The following is a 23151-nucleotide window of genomic DNA, read 5'->3' as shown; positions in this document are numbered from 1 at the left end:
CGCTACACCTTCTGGTAAAGGCGCTCGCGCGCGTTGAAATCGGTGAACTGATTGGCGTGGGTCGAAAAACGCAGACTTTCCTTGCTGCCGAGGCCGAGAAAACCGCGCCGCACGAGCGAATCGCTGAACAAGCCGAGCGCGCGGTCCTGCAGCGCGCGATCGAAATAGATCAGCACGTTGCGGCACGACACCAGATGCGCTTCCAGAAACACGCTGTCGGTGGCGAGGCTGTGATCCGCGAACACGACGCGCGACTTGAGCGTCTGCGAGAACTTCGCCGCGCCGTAAGCCGCGTGATAGTAGTCCGACAACGACCGCTTGCCGCCCGCCGCCAGATAGTTCTGGCTGAAACTCGCGAGCCGGTCGAGCGGATAAATGCCGTTTTCCGCCTGACGCAGCGCGTCGGCGTTGATATCGGTCGCGTACAGCACGGTGCGATCGGCGATCTTTTCCTCGGCAAACAAGATGGCGAGCGACCACAATTCCTCGCCGCTGCTGCAGCCCGCCACCCACACCTTGATCGAAGGATACGTCTGAAGGATCGGCACGACCTGTTCGCGGATCGCGCGGAAATACTGCGGATCGCGGAACATTTCGCTCACCTGCACCGTCAGGTACTGGAACAGGCGCGAGAACAGCGTCGGATCGCGCAGAATCCTCTCCTGCAACTGCGAAAGCGTCGGAAAGCCGAGATCGTGCAGCGCCTGCGACAAGCGCCGGCGCAGCGAACTGACGGAGTAATCCCGGAAGTCGTGCTGATAGCGAAGGTAGATCGCTTCGAGCAGCAGTTTCAGTTCGATATCGAACGTCGCGTCGTCGGCGGGCCGGGCGTCTGTCATGGGCTTCCTTTTCAGCGCTGACGCAGCCAGACGCGGCAGAGCGACACCAGCTTGTCCACGTCGATCGGCTTGGAAATGTAATCGTCCGCGCCCGCTTCCAGGCACTTCTGACGGTCGCTCGGCATCGCTTTCGCGGTCAGCGCGATGATCGGCAGGCGCGCGTGTTCCGGCAACTTGCGGATTTCGGCTGTCGCGGTCAGGCCGTCCATCTCCGGCATCATGATGTCCATCAGAACCAGGTCGATTTCCGGATGCCGCGCGAGCGCTTCGAGCGCCTCGCGCCCGTTCCGCGCAATTTCGAGCTTCGCGCCGAGCGGTTCGATCACGTGCGACAGCGCGAAGATGTTGCGCACGTCGTCCTCGGCAAGCAGGATCGTGCGGCCTTCGAACACGTCGTCGCGCTGGCGCGCCGCGCGCAGCATGCGCTGCTGTTCCGGCGGTAGCGCGCTTTCCACGCTGTGCAAAAAGAGCGTCACTTCGTCGAGCAAACGCTCCGGCGACTTCGCGCCCTTGATAATGATCGACTTCGAATAGCGGCGCAGACGCTGTTCTTCGTCCGCCGACAACATGCGCCCTGTGTACACGATCACCGGCGGCGACGCCAGATCGCCGCCCGTCGACACGCGCTCCAGCAACTCGTAACCCGAACCGTCCGGCAGCGCCAGATCCATCACGACACAATCGAATGCGGCGCGCGCCATTTCGTCGAGCGCATTCGCAATCGTGCCCGCCCCGACGATTTCCACCGTTTCGCTCGCGAGAAGCGCATGGATGCTTTCGCGCAGAACCGGGTCGTCCTCGACCACCAGCACGCGTCGCATGCCTTGCGCCGAACGCGCTTCGAGCTTGCGGATCGCCGCTGCGAGCGTCTCGCGGGCGCTCGGCTTGAGCGTGTAGCCAATCGCGCCGAGATGCAGCGCGACGTCCTGATGATCGGTTGCAGAGACGATATGGATGGGAATGTGACGCGTGAGCGGATCGTGCTTCAACCATTCGAGCACGGTCAGGCCCGACTGGTCGGGCAAGCCGATGTCGAGCAGAACGCCGTTCGGCTGCAGTTCGCGCGCCAGTTCGACGCCTTGCGAAGCCGTCGTCGCGTGGATGAAGTCGAAATCGAGTTCATGCGAGAGGTCATGGAGAATATGCGCAAAGCGTATATCGTCTTCTATCGCGAGAATCACGCGATCCGGCCGCTTGCGATCCGCACGGTCATCGGCGATAGGCGGCGGCGCAGGCGTGTTCGACGGCGCGGGCTTCTTGATCTCCACGACGGCGGGCGCGGGAATCTCCGCGACCGGCGCGGCTTCCCCGGATTGCCCGATCACGTCGAGTTTCGACGTCACCGTGCCTTCGCGCGCCGTCAACGGCAGGGTGACGGAAAACACGCTGCCCTTGCCCATTTCGCTCGATACGCCGACCGAGCCGCCCAGCAAGCGCGAAAATTCGCGCGAAATCGATAAACCGAGACCGCTGCCGCCGTATTTGCGGCTAGTCGTTCCGTCGGCTTGCTGGAAAGCCTGGAAGATCAAATCCTGTTTGTCGCGGGGAATGCCGATGCCGGTGTCGCGCACATCGAAACGGATGGCGTTCTCGCCCGCTTTTTCCACCGCAACCGTCACTTCGCCGCGCTCGGTGAACTTGAACGCATTCGAGAGCAGGTTGCGCAACACTTGCAGCAGGCGCTGGTTATCGGTGACGAAATACGCCGGGACGCCCTCACCGCGCTCCGTGACGAACGCCACGTCCTTGCTTTCGGCGACCGGCGCGAACGACTGCCGCAGCGATTGCAACAGGCTGTCGACCGAAACCGGCGCGAACTGCACGTCCATTTGTCCGGCTTCCACTTTCGACAAATCGAGGATGTCGTTGATGAGCGACAGCAAGTCGCTGTTCGACGAATGGATGGTCGCGGCGTAGCGCACCTGTTCTTCGCTGAGATTGCCGTGCTTGTTGTCCTGCAACAGCTTGGCGAGGATCAGCGAACTGTTGAGCGGCGTGCGCAGTTCGTGCGACATGTTCGCGAGGAACTCGGACTTGTACTGGCTCGCGCGTTCGAGCGTCAGCGCGTTCGCGGCAAGCTCCTGCTGCGCGCGCAGCAACTCGGCCTTCTGCCGCTCCAGATGCTGCGTGTGCTCTTCCAGATGAACGTTGGTCTGCTCGAGCTCCGCTTGCTGCGTTTCGAGCCGCGCCTGCGAATCCATCAGCGCGCGTCCGCGTTCTTCCAGTTCCTCGTTCGACACGCGCAGTTCTTCCTGCTGAACCTGCAATTCCTCGCTCTGACGCTGCGTTTCTTCGAGCAACTCGACGAGCCGCGTGCGATAACGCGCCGAGCGCAACGTCATGCCCATAATTTCGGCTGCGTTTTCGAGCAGTTCGCGGGCATCGTCGAGACGGCCTTCCGCGCCGATAAATCCCAGTTCGATCGCGCCCGCCAACTCGCCGTCGGCGAAGAGCGGCGCGACCAGCGTGCCCGAGGTTTCGGCGGAACCCAGCGCCGATCCCGCTTTCAGATAGTGACCGGGCGCCTCCCGGACGACCAGCACGCGCTTTTCCTCGAGCATCTGGCCGACCAGTCCCTCGCCGCGCCGGATTTCGGCGGGCACGGTTTTATCGTCGGGGATCGCCCAGCCGGCGAGCCGCTTGAGCACGTCGCCGTCGAGCGCGTAGATCACGCCCACTTTGGCATCGACATAGGGCACGAGCGAGCGCAGCATGCCGGTCGCGAGCGACACCGGCGACTGCTCGCCGCGCAATTGCAGGCCGAGCTGGGCGATGCCCGACTCGCGCCAGGCGATCCGTTGTGCGTTCAGCCGCGTTTTGATATACAGGTTCGCCACGCCGGCCAGCACGAGGAACACGAAAATGCCCATCGCGCGGTTGATCTGGAGCACGGCGGTCATCACGGCGGCGTCGTTGGTGCCGAGCAGATAACCGGCGACGGTCAGCACGGACGCCGCGAACGCGGTTGCGACCGGCACGAACGGACGGTCGGCCCAGAGACAGAGCACAACGGGCAGGACGTAAAAGACCCAGATCGCGATGCGCAGCGGCGTCAGGGAGTCGATGGCGAAAACGGCAATCAGCGTGATCGCGATAGCCGAATAGAGCCACGCGGAAAGTTTTCGGCTGTCTGTAGGCATTTACTAAAGATTTTTGTTGAAATAACAACCCACCGCACGGGCAGCACGCCGGGACCATAGCACGAGCCGCAAGCCCTTGTCACACCTAGGGTTGCGGCCGATTCACCCCATTGCCGGCATTGGGCACCTATTACCTTCGCCCGCGCGGAAGTGTACCGAAAAGGAAAAAATGACTGATCGTTCAAGCGGTCTCGTTCTTGTCACCGGGGCGTCCGGATTCGTCGGATCGGCGGTGGCGCGAATCGCGGCCGCGCGCGGCTACGACGTGCGCGTGCTGATGCGCGCGACGAGTTCGCGCCAGAATATCGAGGCGCTCGACGCCGAAGTGGTGATCGGCGACATGCGCGACGAAGCGTCGATGCGCGCCGCGCTCAAAGGTGTGCGATTTCTGTTCCACGTCGCCGCCGATTACCGCATCTGGGCGCCGGACCCGGGCGAAATCGAGCGCGCGAATCTCGAAGGCACCGAGGCGACGATGCGCGCGGCGCTCGCATGCGGCGTCGAACGGATCGTGTACACGAGCAGCGTGGCGACGCTCAAGGTGACGAGCGCGGGCACGATTTCCGACGAAACCAAGCCCGCCGAGCCGCATCAGACCATCGGCGCGTACAAGCGCAGCAAGGTTCTGGCCGAGCGCGCGGTCGAGCGGATGGTGGCGAACGACGGCTTGCCGGCGGTGATCGTGAATCCGTCCACGCCGATCGGGCCGCGCGACGTGAAGCCGACGCCGACCGGCCGGATCATCCTGGAGGCGGCGACCGGCAAGATTCCCGCGTTCGTCGATACGGGCCTGAATCTCGTGCATGTGGACGACGTCGCGGCTGGCCACTTTCTCGCGCTGGAACGCGGCGTGACCGGCGAGCGCTACATCCTCGGCGGCGAGAATCTGCCGTTGCAGCAAATGCTCACCGATATCGCGAACCTCAGCGGCCGCAAGCCGCCGACCATCAAATTGCCGCGCGGTCCGCTGTATCCGCTCGCGATGGGCGCGGAATTCGTCGCGAAATTCACGGGCCGCGAGCCGTTCGTGACGGTGGACGGCCTCAGGATGTCGAAGAACAAGATGTACTTCACCTCGGCGAAGGCGGAGCGCGATCTGGGTTATCGGGCGCGGCCTTACCGGGAAGGCTTAAGCGACGCGCTCGACTGGTTTCGTGCCAACGGCTATCTCGGGCGCTAACCGACTGCGGTTTTATGTGGTTTATCCGTCGCCTACACGCATTTTGTTACAACGTGTGCCGGCGACGGCCAGGTCGACCGGTTAAAATCGCGGCCTTATTTGGAAGGTAAAGCAGGCATACGCATGAACTTACAAGACCAGCTCGGCGCGCTGGAGTCCAACCTGGACGCGCTTCTCCGGGCCACGCCCGAATCCGATTCTGACCAAGTGTCCGAGTCCGTTTCCGAAGGCGTTTCCGGGTCCGTTTCTGAAGCGTCGCAATCCACGCATTCCCCCGACGACAAACCCTTGCTGCACGTCTCGCGCCCGGCGCAGGACGCGATCGAAATGGCGATCGGCGGCAATAAGGTGTTGTTGAGCCCGGAAGGCGTGTCGGAATTGATCGAGGAACTGGCGAACGTGCGCGCCTCGATGACCGTCGATCAGCCGGGCGGCATCGCGCCGGGCTGGCGCTTCGCCGCGACCAAAAATCCGGTCATGGCGACGCAAAAATACGCGAACGGCGACCGCCTGCTGGTCTTGCGCCACACGGGACACGGCTGGGTGCCGTTCACGTTCACGCCGGACATGGTGATCGAGATGTACGCGATGCTGACCAAAAAGTAGCCAGCACCGCCCGCGCGTTCAGGATTCTTCGCGCGCCGGCGCCTGCACGCGCGCCTTCCATTGGCCGCCCTGGCCGCGCCAGTAACGCACCGCCGAGCCGACCGTCGCGCTGACATAGAACAACGCGACGAGCGGCAGCGCCGGCGCCCAGAGAATCGACCGGCCGTAGTAGCGCAGCATCGGCGCGTAGGCGCAGCACATCAGCGCCCACGCCAGCCACGCGGGCCACGCGCGCGCGCCGAAACCGAGCGCCAGAAGCGGCGGCGCTAGATAGATCACCGCCATGCCCAGCAGCGTTCCCGCCAGCAAAAACGCCGAATAGCGCAATTGCGTGAACGCCGTCCGCGCGATCATGTTCCAGATTTCCTGCCAGTTGTCGTAAGGACGCAGCGACGCCGAACGGTCGGCGAGATCGAGCCGGATCGGCCGTGCGTCCTTGAAACCGCGCCGGAATTTGATGCGTTCCGCGAGACTGCAATCGTCGATCAATTCCGCGCGGATCGACTCGATGCCGCCCGCCTCGACCAGCGCCGAGCGCCGCACCATCATGCAGCCGCCCGCCGCGCCCGCCGTCCGCTTCGTCGCGTCGTTGACCCAGGCGAACGGATAGAGCTTGGCGAAAAAGAACACGAAAGCCGGAACCAGCGCTTTTTCCCACGTCGAATCGCAGCGCAGACGCACCATCAGCGACACCAGATCGCGATCTTCGAGAATCGCGCGGGCGACGAGTTGCGTCGCGGCATCGGCGGGATGATGGATATCGGCGTCGGTGAGCAGCAGAAAGTCGGCGGGCAACCCAAGCCCGTCGATCGCGCCGACGCCTTGCGATTGCGCCCAGACCTTCCCCGACCAACCCGGCGGCAACGGCGCGGCGGTGAGCACGGTCAGGCGATCTTCGAGGCCGAATTCGCGCGCGGCCGATTGCGCGGCGTCGGCGGTGCCGTCGGTGCTGTGGTCGTCGACGACGATGACGTGGAAGGCGCCCGGATACTCCTGCATGAGCAGCGAGCCGACCGCGCGACCGATTGCATCGGCTTCGTTGCGCGCGGGCACGACGGCGACAAGCGCGGGCCACGCGCCGCGCCGCGCGATTTCGGCGCGGCCGACCGCGTGCAGCGTGGTGTCGGTGAGGACAGGAGCGGGCTGCGCGCGCCAGAAACCACCGCGCGCGAAGACGAGGACGAGCCAGATGACAAGGGACAACCAGGCGATCAGTAGCATATGTTTCGTTAGTTTCCAACCTTCGGCAAAGCAGGTCCGGCGCGGGAAAAGCGGCTCGCGGGCGGCAGATTCGGAAAATACGCGCGGCGGGTGTCGCAGCGATGTCAGGCCGGCGAAAGCCCGCGCGACGAGGCGAGCGCCGGGTAGTTTACTGGTATCCGCGATTTCGCAGTAAATCGGCGCTGCGACCCGGCCACATCAAGGCCCGCGCGGGTTACACGGTGCGAGCATCCAAAAAGCGAACGCGTTAGAATACGCGGTCATCTTCGACGCGACGGTAATCGTTCTTTTTTACCGGTTAATCGCGATGCACGCACGTCAGCCGGTTTTGTGCGTGTATCGGATCGCTCGCGTCGACCCCATTTCGAAACCCGCGCCAGTCGGAGTTCGCCCGAATATGCGTATCATCCTTGCTCAACCCCGCGGCTTTTGTGCGGGTGTCGTCCGTGCTATCGAAATTGTCGATCGCGCGCTCGAACGGCATGGCGCGCCGGTTTATGTGCGCCATGAGATCGTTCACAACCGGCACGTCGTCGATAATCTGCGCAGCAAAGGCGCGCGATTTGTCGAGGAACTCGACGAAGTGCCGCACGGCGCGGTCGCTATTTTTAGCGCGCACGGCGTGGCGCGCACGGTGGAGGCGGATGCCGAAACGCGTGGTCTCGATGTGCTCGACGCCACCTGCCCGCTCGTCACGAAGGTTCACGTGCAGGGCCGCCAGTATGTCGCGCAGGGCCGCACGCTTATCCTGATCGGCCATGCGGGGCATCCGGAAGTGGAAGGCACGGTCGGGCAGATTCCGGCGAAAGTCGTGCTGGTTCAGAGCGAAGCGGAAGTCGCGACGCTCACGCTGCCCGTCGATACGCCGGTCGCTTACGTGACGCAAACCACGCTTTCCGTGGACGACACGCGCGGCATTATCGACGCGTTGCAGCGCCGTTTTACCGATATCGTCGGCCCCGATACACGCGACATCTGCTACGCGACGCAGAATCGCCAGGCAGCAGTCCGCGAATTGAGCACGCAGGTGGACGTGCTGCTCGTCGTGGGCGCGACAAACAGTTCCAATTCGAACCGGCTGCGCGAGATCGGCGCCGAGAGCGGCGTGCCGAGTTACCTCGTCGCGGACGGTTCGGAAGTGAAAGCCGACTGGTTCGCGCACGCGCAAACGGTCGGCATCACCGCGGGCGCTTCGGCGCCCGAGGAAATGGTCAAACATGTCATCGATGCTTTGCGCGCGTTCGGCACCGTCGAAGTTTCGACGATGGACGGCCGCGAAGAAAAGGTCGAATTCAAACTCCCCGCGAAGCTGACACAGCCGCTCGTCGCGGATGTTGCTATCGCTACCCGCGAAGATTAAGGAGAGCACTCAATTGTCTATTCCGCTGCTGCAAAAAGTCCGTGTTGGCGCCTATATCGCCCGTCAGCATTTCACGCGCAACAAGCGTTATCCGCTCGCGCTGATGCTGGAACCGCTGTTTCGCTGCAATCTCGCCTGTAACGGCTGCGGCAAGATCGACTATCCAGACCCGATTCTGAATCAGCGTCTGTCGCTGGAGGAATGCCTCGGCGCGGTCGATGAATGTAACGCGCCCGTGGTGTCGATCGCCGGCGGCGAGCCGCTGCTGCACAAGGAAATGCCGCAGGTCGTGAAGGGCATCATCGCGCGCAAGAAATTCGTGTACCTCTGCACGAACGCGCTGCTGATGGAAAAGAAAATGGACGACTACGAGCCGAGCCCGTATTTCGTCTGGTCGGTGCACCTCGACGGCGACCAGCAGGCGCACGATCATTCCGTGTCGCAGGACGGCGTCTACGACAAAGCCGTAAAGGCGATCAAGGAAGCGAAGCGCCGTGGCTTCCGCGTCAACATCAACTGCACGCTGTTCAACGACGCCGATCCGGCGCGCGTCGCCGCGTTCTTCGACACGCTCGGGCCGATGGGTGTCGACGGTATTACGGTGTCGCCGGGCTACGCTTACGAGCGCGCGCCCGATCAGCAGCACTTCCTGAACCGCGACAAAACCAAGTCGCTGTTCCGCGAAATCTTCAAGCGCGGCAACAACGGCAAGAACTGGTCGTTCAGCCAATCGGCGATGTTCCTCGACTTCCTCGCCGGTAACCAGACCTACGAATGCACGCCGTGGGGCAACCCGGCGCGCACGGTGTTCGGCTGGCAGCGTCCGTGTTATCTGCTCGGCGAAGGGTATGCGAAGACCTTCAAGGAACTGATGGACACGACCGACTGGGACAAGTACGGCACGGGCAAGTACGAGAAATGCGCGGACTGCATGGTGCATAGCGGTTTCGAGGCGACGGCGGTGATGGACACGGTCGCGCATCCGCTGAAGGCGCTGGGCGTGTCGCTGCGCGGACCGCGCACGGAAGGCGCTTACGCGAAGGATCTGCCGATCGACAAGCAGCGTCCGGCGGAATACGTCTTCTCGAAGCACGTCGAAATCAAGCTGGAAGAAATCGGCCGCGCGAAGAACAGCAAGAGCGGCAAGCAAGCCGCAGCGGCGCACTAAGCCCTCTGGCGAGAGCGCCGACCGGAACGGGCAGGTGGGATCGCCGAAACGCGATCCAGCCTGCCCGTTTTGTTTTCGGTGCCATTTTGTGACGCAATGCGGCGGCGGTCCCGCGAACTTGTAGGATCGCGGATTTTTCAGAAGGAAACGCAGCACGCCATGACCGAATTCAACGTATTGATCAATCTCGGCAAAGCCGATCTCGACGACTACTCGCTGCTCGAACGCACGCTCCGCAAGCTCGGCTTCAGCGAGACGAAAGCCGCGCAGGTCGCGACCGATTACCGGCTGTTGCCGGCCAGCTACCGCTATTCGAGCGAAATCGAGGACATGACCGCCGTACGCGAGAAGGCGCTGCGATCGGCGAAAAGCGTTTCGGCGAAGGCGATGGTGCTGGTATCGGAAGTCTGAGACTAGCTTTACCAGACGGTTTTGACGTGCGCGTAATCGCGGATTTTCTGATCTTTCGTGACCAGCGCCGCGCCCAGCGCGCGCGCGGTGGCGACGATCATCCGGTCGGCCGGATCGCTGTGAAAGTCGCCGGGAAGCGCGACCGAATCCAGCGCGATGACGTTATCGACCGGCACGAACTGAACCGCCTCGATATCGCCAACGGTATCCAGCCAGCGCGTCATGTCCATTGAAAGACGCAGCTTGTCGCGTCGGACGAGCATCGCAATTTCCCACGCGGTAATCGACGATACGGCGATCGTGCCGCCGTCGAGTTCGCGGTCGATCGCGGCCTGCGCGTCCCGACTCAGCGAGTCGTCGCCGTTGACCCACCACACGAGCACGTGCGTATCCAGAACGATCACTGACCGGCCTCCCAGTCGCTTTCGCCGATCGGATCGAGCGGATCGTCGTAGCGCAGCACCGTCCCGCGCAAACTGACGAGCGGGTGCGGCCGCGATTCCGGCTGATACGGCCGCACTTCGAGCGTCGGCTTGCCATGATCCGTCACGATCAAACTTTCGCCCGACGACTCCACGATCCGGAAGTACTCAAGCGCCTTCGCCTTGAACTCGGACTTCGAAATTTGCCTGCCTGGCATTTTATGCCCCTAGTCATATGTCTATGGTCATATTAGCAGGGAACGGCAGCGATGCGCAAAAAAAACGCGACGGGGTTACCGTCGCGTTTTTCACGGAAAGACCGAGCGCCTCAACAACACTTCCCCGCGCCCGATCCGTATCGCGCTTCCTGCCGTTCGCGGAAAAATTCCGCGTAAGTCATCACATCGCGATCCGGGTGCGTCGCCTGCATATGCGACACGTAGGTGTCGTAGTCCGGCAGCCCGACCATCAGGCGCATCGCCTGGCCGAGATACCGCCCGGCTTGTCGAAGATCGGTGAACATGGCGTTCTCCTGTGAGCGCAGCCTTTGAATCAGTGACCGGAACGGATCGCCGCGTTCGGGCTCGAACCCGTCGGCATCGCTTCGAACGGCGTTTCGGCGACCGTCGGACGGCTTTCGCGGCGCGCGCGGATCACCGCCAGCACGCCGTAAAACACAATGCTCACCACGACGAAGATAAAGAGCCCGGCCAGCGCGGCGTCGATGTAATCGTTGAAGATGATGCGCTGCATTTGCTCCAGCGACTTCGCCGGCGCGACCACTTTACCCGCCTCGACCGCTTCGTTCAGTTTCGACGCATGCGCGAGGAAGCCGACCTTCGGGTTGGCGTCGAAAATCTTTTGCCAGCCGGCGGTCATCGTGCAGATCAGAAGCCACGCGGTCGGCAGGAGCGTGACCCACGCGTAGCGTTCGCGCTTCATCTTGAAAAGGACGACGGTGCCGAGCGTGAGCGCGATTCCCGCGAGCATCTGATTCGAGATGCCGAACAGCGGCCAAAGCGTATTGATGCCGCCGAGCGGATCGACCACGCCTTGATACAGGAAGTAGCCCCACGCGGCGACGCACAGCGCGGTCGCGATCAGATTCGCGGGCAGCGAGTCCGTGCGGCGCAATCCCGGGCTGAACGTGCCGAGCAAGTCCTGCAACATGAAGCGGCCCGCGCGCGTGCCGGCATCGACGGCGGTCAGGATGAACAGCGCCTCGAACAGAATGGCGAAGTGATACCAGAACGCCATCATCGCCGGGCCGCCGATCACCTGGTGCAGGATCTGCGCCATGCCGACCGCAAGCGTCGGCGCGCCGCCCGCACGCGCGACGATCGTCGTCTCGCCGACCGCCTTCGCGGTCGACGTCAGCATGTCCGGCGTGAGCACGAAGCCCCAGCTCGACACAGTGTGCGCGACCGCGTCGGGCGTGGCGCCGAGCACGGCGGCCGGGCTGTTCATCGCGAAATAAACGCCCGGTTCGATCACGGAAGCCGCCACCAGCGCCATGATCGCGACGAACGATTCCATCAGCATCGCGCCGTAGCCGATAAAGCGCATGTTGACTTCGTTATCGAGCAGCTTGGGCGTCGTGCCCGACGAGATCAGCGCGTGGAAGCCCGACACCGCGCCGCAGGCGATGGTGATGAACAGGAACGGGAACAGGCTGCCCGCCCAGGCCGGGCCGGTGCCATCGACGAACTTCGTGAACGCCGGCATTTTCAGCTCGGGCGCGACGACCAGAATGCCGATTGCGAGGCCGAGAATCGTGCCGATCTTGAGGAATGTGGACAGATAATCGCGCGGCGCGAGCAGCAGCCACACCGGCAGCACGGACGCGATGAAACCGTAGCCGATCAGGATCCACGTCAGTTGCGTGCCGGTGAACGTGAAGAACGGCGCGAGCGTCGCCGATTCAGCAACGTGCTGGCCGTACACGATCGCGAACATGAGGCCGAAGAAGCCGATCACCGACACCTCGCCGATCCGCCCCGGGCGGATATAGCGCGTGTAAATACCCATGAAGATCGCGACGGGAATGGTCGCCGCGACCGTGAACGTGCCCCACGGCGAGCCGGTCAGCGCCTTCACGACAATCAACGCGAGCACCGCGAGAATGATGACCATGATGAGAAACGCGCCGAACAGCGCGATCACGCCCGGCACGAGGCCGAGTTCCATCTTGACGAGGTCGCCGAGCGAACGTCCGTCGCGGCGGGTCGAGATGAACAGCACGACGAAATCCTGCACCGCGCCCGCGAACACGACGCCCGCGAGAATCCACAGCATGCCGGGCGTGTAGCCCATCTGCGCGGCGAGTACCGGGCCGACCAGCGGCCCCGCGCCCGCGATCGCCGCGAAATGATGGCCGAACAGCACGTATTTGTTGGTGGGAACGTAGTCGAGGCCGTCGTTGTGACGCACGGCGGGCGTCATCCGCAGACCGTCGAGTTGCAGCACCTTGCTCGCGATAAACCGCGAGTAAAAGCGATAAGCGATCAGATACACGCAGACCGCCGCGATGACGATCCAGAGCGCGCTGATCCGCTCTCCGTGCGCGAGTGCAATGGTCCCGAACGAGAACGCGCCCAATAGCGCGACCGCGATCCAGGCCAGATAGCCGGATGCCCGATTCATGGCGTCTCCTGTTTATAGTTTGATGTGGTCTCGGAAGTGTCTGATGGACATCCGGACCGCCTCACGCCGGGCGGCGCGATGGGCGTGTAGTATTCGCCTTCGCCGCAGCCTCGACAAGCGGACAACTACGTAAGCTATCTACGTAAGACTACGTAGATTTCGTCGCCATGAAACTCAAAGTAAAGATCTTCCTGCTGGCGATCGTGCCATTCGCGCTCGCGATCGGCGGGATCGAATATGGCGTGCGGCAGCAGGCCGAAACGCTCGCCGACGCACAGCACGCGACCATGCAGGCCGCGTACATGTCGAGCAAGGAAATCGAGTTGCGGCATTACGTCGACATTGCGCGCAGCGCGATCGCGCCGTATTACGACGCATCCGCGACGCCCGGCGCGCCACGCGACGAAGCCGCGCTGCAGCGACAGGCACTCGACGCGCTTTCGCGCCTCGATTTCGGCGCCGACGGCTATTTCTTCGTCTATACGATGCACGGCAAGTCGCTGATGCATCCGCGCCAGCCCGATCTCGTCGGCCGCGATCTCTGGACGCTGCGCGATCCCGCCGGCGCACTGACCATCCAGCAACTCATCGCGCAGGCGTCGCGCGGCGGCGGGTATGTGCGCTATGTGTGGCAACGGCCGTCCACGTCGAAACTCGCGTCGAAACTCGGTTACGTGATGCCGCTCGAACGCTGGGGCTGGATGATCGGCACGGGCATTTATCTCGAAGACGTCGAAACCACGCTCGCGCATATCGACCAGCACGCGTCCGCCAATATCGACCGCACCGTGATGTGGATCGGCGCGATTGCGCTGGCGGCGCTCGCGGTGATCGCGGCGTGCGCGGCGGTGCTCAATATCAGCGAGCATCGCAGCGCCGACGCCAAGCTGAAACGGCTCGCGCGGCAAGTCGTGGATTCGCAGGAACAGGAACGCGCGCGGCTCTCGCGTGAACTGCACGACGGCATCAGCCAGATGCTGGTGTCGGTGAAACTGCTGCTCGAATCCGCGTTGACGCGTTTCGAGCGCGCCGAGTTGCGCGTAGACGCCGCCGAAACCGCGCTCAAGACCGGACTCACGCGCCTGAGCGGCACCTTGCGCGAAGTGCGGCGCATTTCTCACGCGCTGCGCCCCGCGATGCTCGACGACCTCGGCCTCGCCGCCGCGCTCGAACAACTGGCGCGCGAACTCGACGAACAAAGCGGGATCGGCGTGCGTTTCGAGGCGGCCGGCATGCTCGCGGATCAGACGCAGGACGCCGCCGCGCGCGGCAAAAAGCCCGCGCCGCTGCCCGATCCGGTCAATACCGTGCTGTTTCGCATCGCCCAGGAAGCGCTCACGAATATCGTGCAGCACTCGAAAGCGACCCGCGCCGCGCTCACGCTCGACCTGGCGGCGAACGCAGTAAAACTGATCATCGCCGATAACGGCGAGGGTTTCGACGTGGACGCGGCGCTCGCGGATCTGCGTGGCGGGGTCGGCTTGCGTAACATGCGCGAGAGGCTCGACGCGCTCGGCGGCACGCTGCATATTGCGTCGCAGGTGGGCCGCACGGTGATCGCCGCCGCCGTGCCGCTGCCGCTTTCCGCTCCGTCCATGCAAGGAATAACCGATGTCTGAGCCCGCACGCCTGATTCTGATCGACGATCATCCGCTCGTGCGCGACGGCCTCAAGGCACGTCTCGAAACCGCGCCGCATCTGAGGGTGATCGGCGAGGCGGGCAATGCGAGCGAAGCGCTCGCGCTCGCCGCCGACGAAGCGAACCCGCCCGATCTCGCGCTGATGGACGTGGGCATGGCAGGTTTGAGCGGCATCGAACTCGCCGCGCGCTTTCACGAGCGCTTTCCGGCGATCCGCGTCTTGATGCTCTCGATGCACGACAACGTGGAATACGTGACGCAGGCCGTGCGGGCGGGCGCGAGCGGCTATGTGCTGAAGGATTCGCCGTCCCAGGAAATCCTGCAGGCGATCGACGCCGTGCTCGCCGGCAAGACGTTTTTCAGCGCGGGACTCGCCTCGCGGATGATCCAGGCGCAGGCAATGCAGACGCCGCTGGAACGCCTGACGCCGCGCGAGCGCGATATTCTCGACGCCCTCGCCGAGGGCGTGTCGAGCAAGCAGATCGCGCAGCAGCACGGGTTATCGGTGCGAACGGTGGAGACGCACCGCCTGAACCTGAAACGCAAGCTGGACATAGAAGGTCAGGCGGAATTGATCAAGTTCGCGGTGGAAAACCGGCGCAAGTGAGCATCAGCCTGCAGTGCGCGCGTTGTGATCGGTCAGAAATTTGATGAGGCCATCCACGCCGCCTTTCGCCAATTGACCGGCGAACTGCTGCTGATACACCTGGATCAGCCACGCGCCCATCATGTCGATATCGTAGATTTTCCAGCCCTGCGGCGTCTTTTCCAGCCGGTAGCGCACCGGATTGTCGCCGCCCGTCGACACCACATGCGATTCGACCACCGCGTCTTTCGCGCCGGCGTCGAGCTTCGGGGCATCGAAGGAAAACTTCACGTCCTGATCGCGCAGTTGCGCGAGCGACGACGTGTACGTGCGCACCAGCAGCGTCTGGAACTGGTCATAAAGCTGCTTTTGCTGATCCGGCGTCGCGCTCGTCCAGGCTTTGCCGACCGCGATGCGCGTCGTGCGCTGGAAATCCGTCGCGGGGACGAACCGCGCCTCGACGAGTTGAGTGATCTTCGCCATGTCGCCGCCGCGCGCCTGGGGATCGGCCTTCATCGCGTTGACCGTGCCTTCGACGGCCGCCTTGACGACAACGTCTGGATTGCTCTGGGCGTGGGCCGCCCCCGAAAAAAGTGTCGCGGCGAGAAAAAAGGCGAAACAAACAGACAAATAGCGTTTCATACGACCGTTGTTGGAATGAGAGATAAATCGCGCCCGCAGGCGCGCACTGAAAGCAAGTATACCGACACGCATCAGCCGCCACAGTTCACCGCGCGGCCCGCGCCCGTGCGGCTCGCCGCCGGTATCGCCTGTATACTTGCGCGTCCCGGCTCGCCCTCACCCGCAATCTCGACGCGCAACTTCGCCGCATATCCGAATCAAGGCACCCGCCCACATGCTGACGTCTCAAATCGCCCGCCTCGTCACGTTGTCCATCCGCCGTCCGTTGTGGGTGATCGTCGTGTCCGTGCTGCTTGCCGTGCTGAGCGGCGTCTACGTGGTTCAGCATTTCAAGATCAGCACCGATATCAGCCAGTTGATCGAGACCGAGCCGGAATGGGCGGCGCGCAGCCACGCGTTGAGCGCCGCGTTCCCGCAGCGCGGCGCGACGCTTTTGGTCGTCGTGGAGGCAGCCGCGCCCGAATTAGCCGATGCCGCCGCGAACGAACTCGCCGCCGCGCTCAAGCAGCATGCGGAGCGATTCACGTCGGTCACGCAGCCATCCGGCGGCGATTTCTTCGAGCACAACGGCCTGCTCTACTTGAGCGCCGAAAAGTTGGCGAGCACCACGCAACAGCTCGTGAAGGCGCGTCCGCTGATCAATTCACTCGCCCACGATCCCACGCTCACCGGCCTCGCCGGCACGCTCAACACGACGCTCAACCTGCCGCTGCAACTCGGTCAGGTCGATCTTGGCCAGATGTCGAAACTGCTCGGCCAGAGCGCGACGGTGATCGACCGCGTGCTCGCCGGCCAGCCCGCCGTGCTGTCGTGGCGCGCGCTCGCGGACGGAACCCAGTATTCGGCGGCCGAGCCGGCCCGCGCGTTCGTCACCGTGCTGCCGGTGCTCGATTTCAATGCGCTCGAAGCGGGCGCGGGGGCATCGGATGCGGTTCGCGCGACCGCCGAATCGCTTGGTCTCGCGAAAAAATACGGCGCGTCGATCCGCCTGACGGGCGCACAGCCGCTCGCCGATCAGGAATTCGCCTCGGTCAAGGACGGCGCGGTTTTGAACGGCGTGCTCACGTTCCTCGTCGTGCTGATGATTCTCTGGCTCGCGCTGCGCTCGGGGAAAATGATCGTCGCGGTGTTCATCACGCTGTTCGTCGGACTCGCGATCACGGCGGCGCTCGGCCTCTTGATGGTCCACGCGCTCAACATGATTTCGGTCGCGTTCATGGTGCTGTTCGTCGGGCTGGGCGTCGATTTCGGCATTCAGTTCGGCGTGCGGTATCGCGAGGAACGGTTCCGCGACGACCGCCTCGATGTCGCGCTGACCAGCACGGCGCGTCATGTCGGCGTGCCGCTCACGCTCGCCGCCGCCGCGACCGCCGCCAGCTTCTTTTCGTTCCTGCCGACGGCGTATCGCGGGGTCTCGGAATTAGGGCAAATCGCGGGCGTCGGCATGTTCGTCGCGTATCTGACGAACATGACCTTGCTGCCCGCGCTGCTCAAAGTGCTCGCGCCGCCAGGCGAGGCTGGCTCGCCGGGCTTTCCGAAGCTCGCGCCCGTGGACGATTTTCTCGACCGTCATCGCAAGCCGGTGTTGATCGGGACGCTCGTGGTAGTGATCGGCGCGTTGCCGCTGCTGCTGCATCTGCGCTTCGACTTCAATCCGCTGAACCTGAAAGACCCGCACACCGAGTCGATGGCAACGCTCATCGCGCTGAAGGACGCGCCGGAAGCGTCGGTCAACGACGTCGCCGTGCTCGCGCCGTCGCTTGCGGACGCCGACCGGATCGCCGCGAAACTGGCCGCGCTGCTGGAAGTCGAGCGCGCGACGACGCTTTCGTCGCTGATTCCCGCCGATCAACCGCAAAAGCTTCAGTCGATCGCCACCGCCGCCGCGCAATTGCTGCCCGCGCTGAACCAGACGCCCGCCGCGCCTGCGAACGACGCGGTGCGCGTGGCGGCGTTAAAGCGCCTCGGCAACCAGCTGGCGCTCGCCGCCGACGAACATCCCGGTCCGGGCGAAGCCGAGGCGAAGCATCTGTCGACGGCCGTAACGAAGCTCGCGCAAGCCGACGCCGCTACCCGCGACCGCGCCGAGCACGCGATCGCCGAGCCGCTGCGCCTCGCGCTGGCGCAAATGCGCAAGCTGCTGCAACCGTCGGAAATTACGCGCGAAACGCTGCCGAAATCGATGGTGGACAGTTTCGTGACGCCGGATGGCCGCGCGCTCGTCGAGGCATCGCCGAAAGCGCCGCCCGGCGTCGCGCAAAACGACGACAAAATGCTCGGCCGCTTTGCCGACGCCGTGCAAAAGGCCGAACCGAACGCGATCGGCGGGCCGATTTCAGTGCTGCACTCGGCCAACACGATCATCAAGGCGTTCGAGCAGGCCGCCGCGTGGTCGCTCGCGGCCATCGCCGTGCTGCTCTGGATCACGCTGCGCCGTCTGAGCGACGTTTTACGAACTTTGATACCTTTGCTCGTTTCCGCGATCGTCACGCTCGAATTGTGCGTGGCCTTCGACATGCCGCTCAACTTCGCGAACATCATCGCGCTGCCGTTGATGCTCGGGATCGGCGTGGCGTTCAAGATCTATTTCGTGATGGCGTGGCGCTCCGGCCAGACCGGCCTGTTGCAATCGAGCCTCACGCACGCCGTGATGTTCAGCGCGGCCACCACGGCGACCGCCTTTGGCAGTCTGTGGTTCTCGCATCATCCGGGAACGTCCAGCATGGGGCGGCTGCTCGCGCTCGCGCTATTTTGCACGTTGATCGGCGCAGTGGTTTTTCAGCCGGTTCTAATGGGGAAGCCGCGCGAACGCGCCAAAGCGGCACGCGCGGCGCGGACGGCGGATCAGGGCTGAAGTTGGGTTGACCGCAAATCGAACGGGCTTATCGCTCGCGAACAAAAATAGCGCAATGACTAAGGGAATCGAATAATGAAAACGGCTTTGGCAGGGAAAACCGTCAAGGCGCTCGGGGTGAGCATCGTGATGGCCGGCGTGCTCTCGACCGCCGGCTGCGCGACGGGCCCCGACCGCCGCCCCGGCGACCCGCTCGAACCGATGAACCGCGTCGTGTTCTCGTTCAACGACGGCCTCGACAAATACATCGCGCGTCCGGTCGCCAATGCGTACACGAAGGTCACGCCGAGTCCGATCCGCACGGCCGTGAGCAATTTCTTCTCGAATCTCGGCGATATCAGCAACTTCGCGAACAACCTGTTGCAGTTAAAGATTACGGATGCCACCGAAGACCTGATGCGTTTCGCGTTCAACTCGACCTTCGGGCTGGGCGGGTTGATCGATATTGCTTCGCAGGCCGGGCTGCCGAAACACCATCAAGATTTCGGGCTGACGCTCGGTCATTACGGCGTACCGTCCGGTCCGTATCTCGTGTTGCCGGTGCTGGGTCCGAGTTCGGTGCGTGACGCGACGAACTGGCTCGTCGCGTATCGCCTCGATCCGACCAGCTACATGGACCCGACCATCCGCAACATTCTGTTCGGCGTGCAGTTCGTGAGCGCGCGCGCGGATTTGATCGGCGCGACCGATCTCCTGTCGCAAGCCGCGCTCGACAAATACGCGTTCGTCCGCGATGCGTACACGCAGCGCCGCCAGTATCTGCTGACGGGCGGCGGCTCCTCCACGTTGCCCGACTACGGCGACGACACCGGGGCCGCGACGCCCGCCGCAGGCGCGAGCGCCACGGCGGTGCCGGCGGCTAAGAGCGGTGGACAGGGATTGCCGGCTTACGAAGATCCCGACGCGCCGGCCTCGGGCGCGGCGGCATCGCCGAGTTCGAGCAAGGGCGCGGGATTGCCCGATTACGCCGATCCGGGCGCGGGATCGGCCGTTCCCGCTTCGGGTTCGGCCGTTCCCGCTTCGGCGCCTGCCGCGCAATAACGCGACGCGGTAACCCATTGCGGCAAGCCCCAAGCGCCAAAAACAAAAGGCTGTTCCCGCATCGCGGGAACAGCCTTTTTTCACGCCTTTCGCCCCGCCGAACTTCAGCAAGCCCGAAACGTTCAATGCATCACTTCGCCCACGTTATCGTCGGCGGTGGGCGCTTCGACCGCCGTGCGCACGCCGTCCTGCCGATACGCCTCAAACAGTTCGTCCGCGTAGCGAATGCGCGTGCGGCCATGCGGCGCGGGTTCGCCCTTCTCGTCGAGATTGACGAAGACCATTTTCTCGACCGTCAGAATGCTTTTGCGCGTGATCTTGTTGCGGACTTCCGCGCGCAGCGTGAGCGACGTGCGGCCGAAATGCGTCGCCGTCATGCCGAGTTCGATCACGTCGCCCTGCCGCGCCGAACTGACGAAATTGATCTCCGACATGAACTTGGTGACCACGCGCTGATTGCCGAGCTGGAGAATCGCGTAGATGGCCGCTTCCTCGTCGATCCATCGCAGCAGACTGCCGCCGAACAACGTGCCGTTCGGGTTCAGATCTTCGGGCTTGACCCACTTACGAGTATGAAAATTCATTTCGATACCTCTCTCTGCGGTAGACGCCCCGCCCTCGCGGCGTACGTCCTGTATAGGGTTTTCCCTTATTATACAGACATGAGGGTTAACCCGCAGAAAGCAAGGTTTACGGAAAACCGAATACGCCCGCGGATCTGAACGCTTTCATGGCGTTTGTCAGCGTCGCGCGGGCAGCGCGGGCATCGGCGGCGACTTGCAGCAGTGCGCCGAGTTGCGACGGCTCGCGCAACAACTCGCGCAACACTGGCAGCACGACGGTGTGGCCGTCGTCGCGCAAGCCCGCCATCGCGGCGCGAGGCAACGAGCGCCACGCCGGATCGACGATTGCGCGGCACACGGCGAACGGCACGCCCTGCTCGGTGGCGACCGCGCCCGCGATGTGCGACTCCATATCCACCGCAAGCGCGCCAGTCGCGCGAAACAACGCGTCCTTGGCCTTTTCGTCCGTCACCGGCGCGGCCACGCCCGCGATTATTCCGCGCCTGAACGCAGGGTTCGTCGGATTATTCTCAAGCGCGGCGGCGAATCGCCCGGTCCACGCGCGATCCGTCTCGATGCGTCCAACCGGACCCGCGACGGCATCCGCGAGGATCAGCGTGCCGGGTTGCAAATCCGGCCCGAGTCCACCCGCCGTGCCGAAACTCACGATCGCCGAACAGCCGCGCGCCACGGCTTCGCTCAATCCGCGCTGAAGCAAATCGGCGCGCGCCGCGAACACGACGTCCACGCCGGGACCGCGCACGAGCTTGGCCTCGAAGGCCATGCCGGTGACAGCAATAACCGCCCTCACGACGCATCCACGCAATTCAGCGCGACGAGACGACCGCTCACATGGCCGCCGTCACGCGCGACACGCCTTCGCGCGTCAAATTTCGATACCGCGCGAGCGCCCACAACGGAAAAAATTTGCGATAGCCGTGATAACGCAGATAAAACACGCGCGGAAAACCCGTCGCCGTGAAGCGCGTTTCGTCCCAGAGGCCGTGTTCGCGCTGGGTCGTCTGCAAATACGCGATCCCGCGCGCGACCGCCGGATGATCGACCGCGCCCGCGGCCATCAGACCGAGCAGCGCCCACGACGTTTGCGACGCCGTGCTCGGCGCCTGCTCGTAGCTACGGTAATCGAGCTTGTAGCTTTCGCCGCCCTCGCCCCAGCCGCCATCGGCATTCTGAATGTCGATCAGCCATTGCGCCGCGCGTTGCATGCGCTTGTCGGTCGGCGCCAGGCCGGCGGCGTTCAGCGCGCAAAGCGCCGTCCAGGTGCCGTAGATATAGTTCAGGCCCCAGCGGCCGTACCAGCTTCCGTCGCGTTCCTGATCGCGCAGGATGTAGTCGAACGCGCGGCGCGCCGGCTCGCTGTTGGCGGGCGTTTCGCCGAGTTGCGCGAGCATCGAAAGGCAGCGGCCGGACACGTCCACGGTCGGCGGATCGAGCAGCGCGCCGTGATCGGAGAACGGAATGTTGTTCAGGTAGTACTGCGTGTTTTCCGGTTCGAACGCGCCCCACCCGCCATTGCTGCTCTGCATGCCGACGACCCATTCGCGGCCGCGCGAGATCGCCTCGCCGTAGATCGCGGTGCCGTTTTCGCGATCGGCGCGCTCCATCGCCATCGCGACGACGGCCGTGTCGTCCACGTCCGGGTAATGCGGATTGGCGAACTGGAACGCCCAGCCGCCGGGCCGCACGTTCGGCCGGCGCGAGATCCAGTCGCCGCGCACGTCGAGAATCTGCAGCGGACGCAGCCATTCGAGCCCGCGCGACACCGCCGCGCGCGCCTTCGGCATGCCGGTTTCGAGCAGCGCGTGCGCCGCGAGCGACGTATCCCAGATGGGCGAGAGACACGGCTGGCAGTACGCTTCGCCGTCGGGCGCTTCGTCTATCACCAGCAGCTTTTCCAGCGATTTGCGCGCAATTGCGCGGTGCGGGTGATCGGACGGATAGCCGAGCACGTCGTACATCATCACGGCGTTCGCCATCGCGGGATAAATCGCGCCGAGACCGTCCTCGCCGTTCAGGCGTTCATCGACGAACTGCACCGCCGCGTCGATCGCCCGCTTTCGCGTCGCGCCCGGAAACAGGCCATCGCAGGCGCGCAGCACGGCATCGACGCCGCGAAAGAGCAGGAACCAGCCCTTGTGCTGATGCGGCGCGCGCCGCGCAAGCCCGGTATTGACCGGCGGCTCGCAAAACACCTCGTCGATCCGCACGCCGCGCGGATTTTTCGCCAGCGGCTTGCGGGCGTTGAGCACCAGCAGCGGCACGATGACCGTGCGCGCCCAGTACGACACCTTCGAGAGATGGAACGGAAACCATTGCGGCAACAGCATGATTTCGGGCGGCATCATCGGTACAGCGCGCCACGACACCACGCCGAACAGCGCGAGCAGAATGCGCGTGAACACGTTGACCGTTTCCGCGCCGCCAGCCGCCAGAATCGCGCGGCGGGCCCGCAACATATGCTCGGCGTCGGGTGAATCGCCGATCATTTTCAGCGCGAAATACGCCTTCACGCTTGCGCTGACGTCCATTGCGCCGTCGGTGAAAAGCGGCCAGCCGCCTTCGGGCTGCTGGATCCGGCGCAGATAACGGCCGATTTTCGCTTCGAGTTCGAGGTCCGGCGTCTCGGCCAGATGGTGAACCAGCAAGATGTATTCGGCGGGAATGGTCGCGTCGGCTTCGAGTTCGTACAGCCAGTAGCCGTCGGGATGCTGGGCGTCGAGAATCGCGTCGGTCGCGCGCGCGATCGAATGGTCGAGCCTCGCGGGCGGAACCGCCGCCGCGCCGAGACCCGTGTGGGAAGTGTCGTTCATCTGC

20 protein-coding genes are annotated in these 23151 nt (G+C 64.0%); 9 read left to right on the top strand and 11 right to left on the bottom strand.

Going from position 1 to position 23151, the window contains the following annotated elements; genetic code table 11:
* Nucleotides 1-2 precede the first annotated feature (2 nt).
* Together AC3D25_RS24895 and AC3D25_RS24890 are read right to left on the bottom strand one after the other, a co-directional pair.
* Nucleotides 3-839, bottom strand: coding sequence for a CheR family methyltransferase (locus AC3D25_RS24895; RefSeq protein ID WP_488891156.1), 837 nt, complete (start codon nt 837-839; stop codon nt 3-5).
* An 11-nt stretch (nt 840-850) separates the two neighbouring features.
* Nucleotides 851-3979, bottom strand: coding sequence for a response regulator (locus tag AC3D25_RS24890; protein ID WP_488891155.1), 3129 nt, complete (start codon nt 3977-3979; stop codon nt 851-853).
* A 169-nt stretch (nt 3980-4148) separates the two neighbouring features.
* Here AC3D25_RS24890 and hpnA point away from each other — a divergent pair, with 169 nt between their 5' ends.
* Together hpnA and AC3D25_RS24880 are read left to right on the top strand one after the other, a co-directional pair.
* Nucleotides 4149-5159, top strand: coding sequence for a hopanoid-associated sugar epimerase (hpnA, locus tag AC3D25_RS24885; RefSeq protein WP_488891154.1), 1011 nt, complete (start codon nt 4149-4151; stop codon nt 5157-5159).
* A gap of 123 nt (nt 5160-5282) precedes the next feature.
* Nucleotides 5283-5765, top strand: coding sequence for a hypothetical protein (locus tag AC3D25_RS24880; RefSeq protein ID WP_488891153.1), 483 nt, complete (start codon nt 5283-5285; stop codon nt 5763-5765).
* 18 nt (nt 5766-5783) lie between these two features.
* Here the strand turns inward: AC3D25_RS24880 and AC3D25_RS24875 are convergent, their stop codons facing one another.
* Complete coding sequence (locus tag AC3D25_RS24875; RefSeq protein WP_488891152.1) at nt 5784-6986, bottom strand: glycosyltransferase; 1203 nt, start codon at nt 6984-6986, stop codon at nt 5784-5786.
* Nucleotides 6987-7383: 397 nt separating this feature from the next.
* On the opposite strand from AC3D25_RS24875, the gene ispH reads away from it, so the two are divergent.
* From ispH to AC3D25_RS24860, 3 genes are all read left to right on the top strand, one after another.
* Nucleotides 7384-8346: a 4-hydroxy-3-methylbut-2-enyl diphosphate reductase gene (gene ispH, locus AC3D25_RS24870; protein ID WP_488891151.1), complete on the top strand. Its 963-nt coding sequence runs from the start codon at nt 7384-7386 to the stop codon at nt 8344-8346.
* A 13-nt stretch (nt 8347-8359) separates the two neighbouring features.
* Nucleotides 8360-9514 (top strand): adenosyl-hopene transferase HpnH, encoded by a 1155-nt coding sequence (hpnH, locus tag AC3D25_RS24865; RefSeq protein ID WP_488891150.1) that lies wholly within the window; start codon nt 8360-8362, stop codon nt 9512-9514.
* A gap of 159 nt (nt 9515-9673) precedes the next feature.
* A complete protein-coding gene (locus AC3D25_RS24860; RefSeq protein ID WP_488891149.1) occupies nt 9674-9925 on the top strand; it encodes a hypothetical protein in 252 nt (83 codons plus the stop codon).
* An 8-nt stretch (nt 9926-9933) separates the two neighbouring features.
* Here the strand turns inward: AC3D25_RS24860 and AC3D25_RS24855 are convergent, their stop codons facing one another.
* The 4 genes from AC3D25_RS24855 to AC3D25_RS24840 form a co-directional block, all read right to left on the bottom strand.
* On the bottom strand, nt 9934-10329 hold the full coding sequence (locus AC3D25_RS24855; RefSeq protein WP_488891148.1) for a type II toxin-antitoxin system VapC family toxin: 396 nt from the start codon (nt 10327-10329) through the stop codon (nt 9934-9936).
* Entirely contained in the window at nt 10326-10565 is a 240-nt protein-coding gene (locus AC3D25_RS24850; RefSeq protein WP_488891147.1) for a type II toxin-antitoxin system Phd/YefM family antitoxin, read from the bottom strand. The genes AC3D25_RS24855 and AC3D25_RS24850 overlap by 4 nt, the downstream gene beginning before the upstream one ends.
* A gap of 110 nt (nt 10566-10675) precedes the next feature.
* A complete protein-coding gene (locus AC3D25_RS24845; RefSeq protein WP_488891146.1) occupies nt 10676-10870 on the bottom strand; it encodes a YbdD/YjiX family protein in 195 nt (64 codons plus the stop codon).
* 29 nt (nt 10871-10899) lie between these two features.
* The gene (locus tag AC3D25_RS24840; RefSeq protein ID WP_488891145.1) at nt 10900-12990 is read right to left on the bottom strand and encodes a carbon starvation CstA family protein; all 2091 of its coding nucleotides are present in this window, start codon (nt 12988-12990) and stop codon (nt 10900-10902) included.
* Nucleotides 12991-13157: 167 nt separating this feature from the next.
* On the opposite strand from AC3D25_RS24840, the gene AC3D25_RS24835 reads away from it, so the two are divergent.
* Complete coding sequence (locus tag AC3D25_RS24835) at nt 13158-14609, top strand: cache domain-containing protein (protein ID WP_488891144.1); 1452 nt, start codon at nt 13158-13160, stop codon at nt 14607-14609.
* Nucleotides 14602-15237: a response regulator gene (locus tag AC3D25_RS24830; protein WP_488891143.1), complete on the top strand. Its 636-nt coding sequence runs from the start codon at nt 14602-14604 to the stop codon at nt 15235-15237. The genes AC3D25_RS24835 and AC3D25_RS24830 overlap by 8 nt, the downstream gene beginning before the upstream one ends.
* Nucleotides 15238-15240: 3 nt before the next feature.
* Here AC3D25_RS24830 and AC3D25_RS24825 read toward each other — a convergent pair whose 3' ends face one another.
* Nucleotides 15241-15858 carry an MlaC/ttg2D family ABC transporter substrate-binding protein gene (locus AC3D25_RS24825; protein ID WP_488891142.1) on the bottom strand — a complete coding sequence of 206 codons (618 nt, stop codon included), beginning with the start codon at nt 15856-15858 and terminating at the stop codon, nt 15241-15243.
* 214 nt (nt 15859-16072) lie between these two features.
* Here AC3D25_RS24825 and hpnN point away from each other — a divergent pair, with 214 nt between their 5' ends.
* The gene (gene hpnN, locus AC3D25_RS24820) at nt 16073-18712 is read left to right on the top strand and encodes a hopanoid transporter HpnN (RefSeq protein WP_488891141.1); all 2640 of its coding nucleotides are present in this window, start codon (nt 16073-16075) and stop codon (nt 18710-18712) included.
* Between the two features lie 75 nt (nt 18713-18787).
* Nucleotides 18788-19753, top strand: coding sequence for an MlaA family lipoprotein (locus AC3D25_RS24815; protein WP_488891140.1), 966 nt, complete (start codon nt 18788-18790; stop codon nt 19751-19753).
* A 122-nt stretch (nt 19754-19875) separates the two neighbouring features.
* Here AC3D25_RS24815 and AC3D25_RS24810 read toward each other — a convergent pair whose 3' ends face one another.
* The 3 genes from AC3D25_RS24810 to shc form a co-directional block, all read right to left on the bottom strand.
* A complete protein-coding gene (locus AC3D25_RS24810) occupies nt 19876-20337 on the bottom strand; it encodes an acyl-CoA thioesterase (RefSeq protein WP_488891139.1) in 462 nt (153 codons plus the stop codon).
* Nucleotides 20338-20443: 106 nt separating this feature from the next.
* The gene (locus AC3D25_RS24805; protein WP_488891138.1) at nt 20444-21127 is read right to left on the bottom strand and encodes a phosphorylase; all 684 of its coding nucleotides are present in this window, start codon (nt 21125-21127) and stop codon (nt 20444-20446) included.
* 37 nt (nt 21128-21164) lie between these two features.
* Complete coding sequence (shc, locus tag AC3D25_RS24800) at nt 21165-23147, bottom strand: squalene--hopene cyclase (protein ID WP_488891137.1); 1983 nt, start codon at nt 23145-23147, stop codon at nt 21165-21167.
* Nucleotides 23148-23151: the final 4 nt, after the last annotated feature.

This window comes from Caballeronia sp. SL1002 (assembly GCF_057814995.1).
Note: the sequence above shows the minus strand (reverse complement) of the source record. Positions and strands in the feature narration are given on the sequence as shown.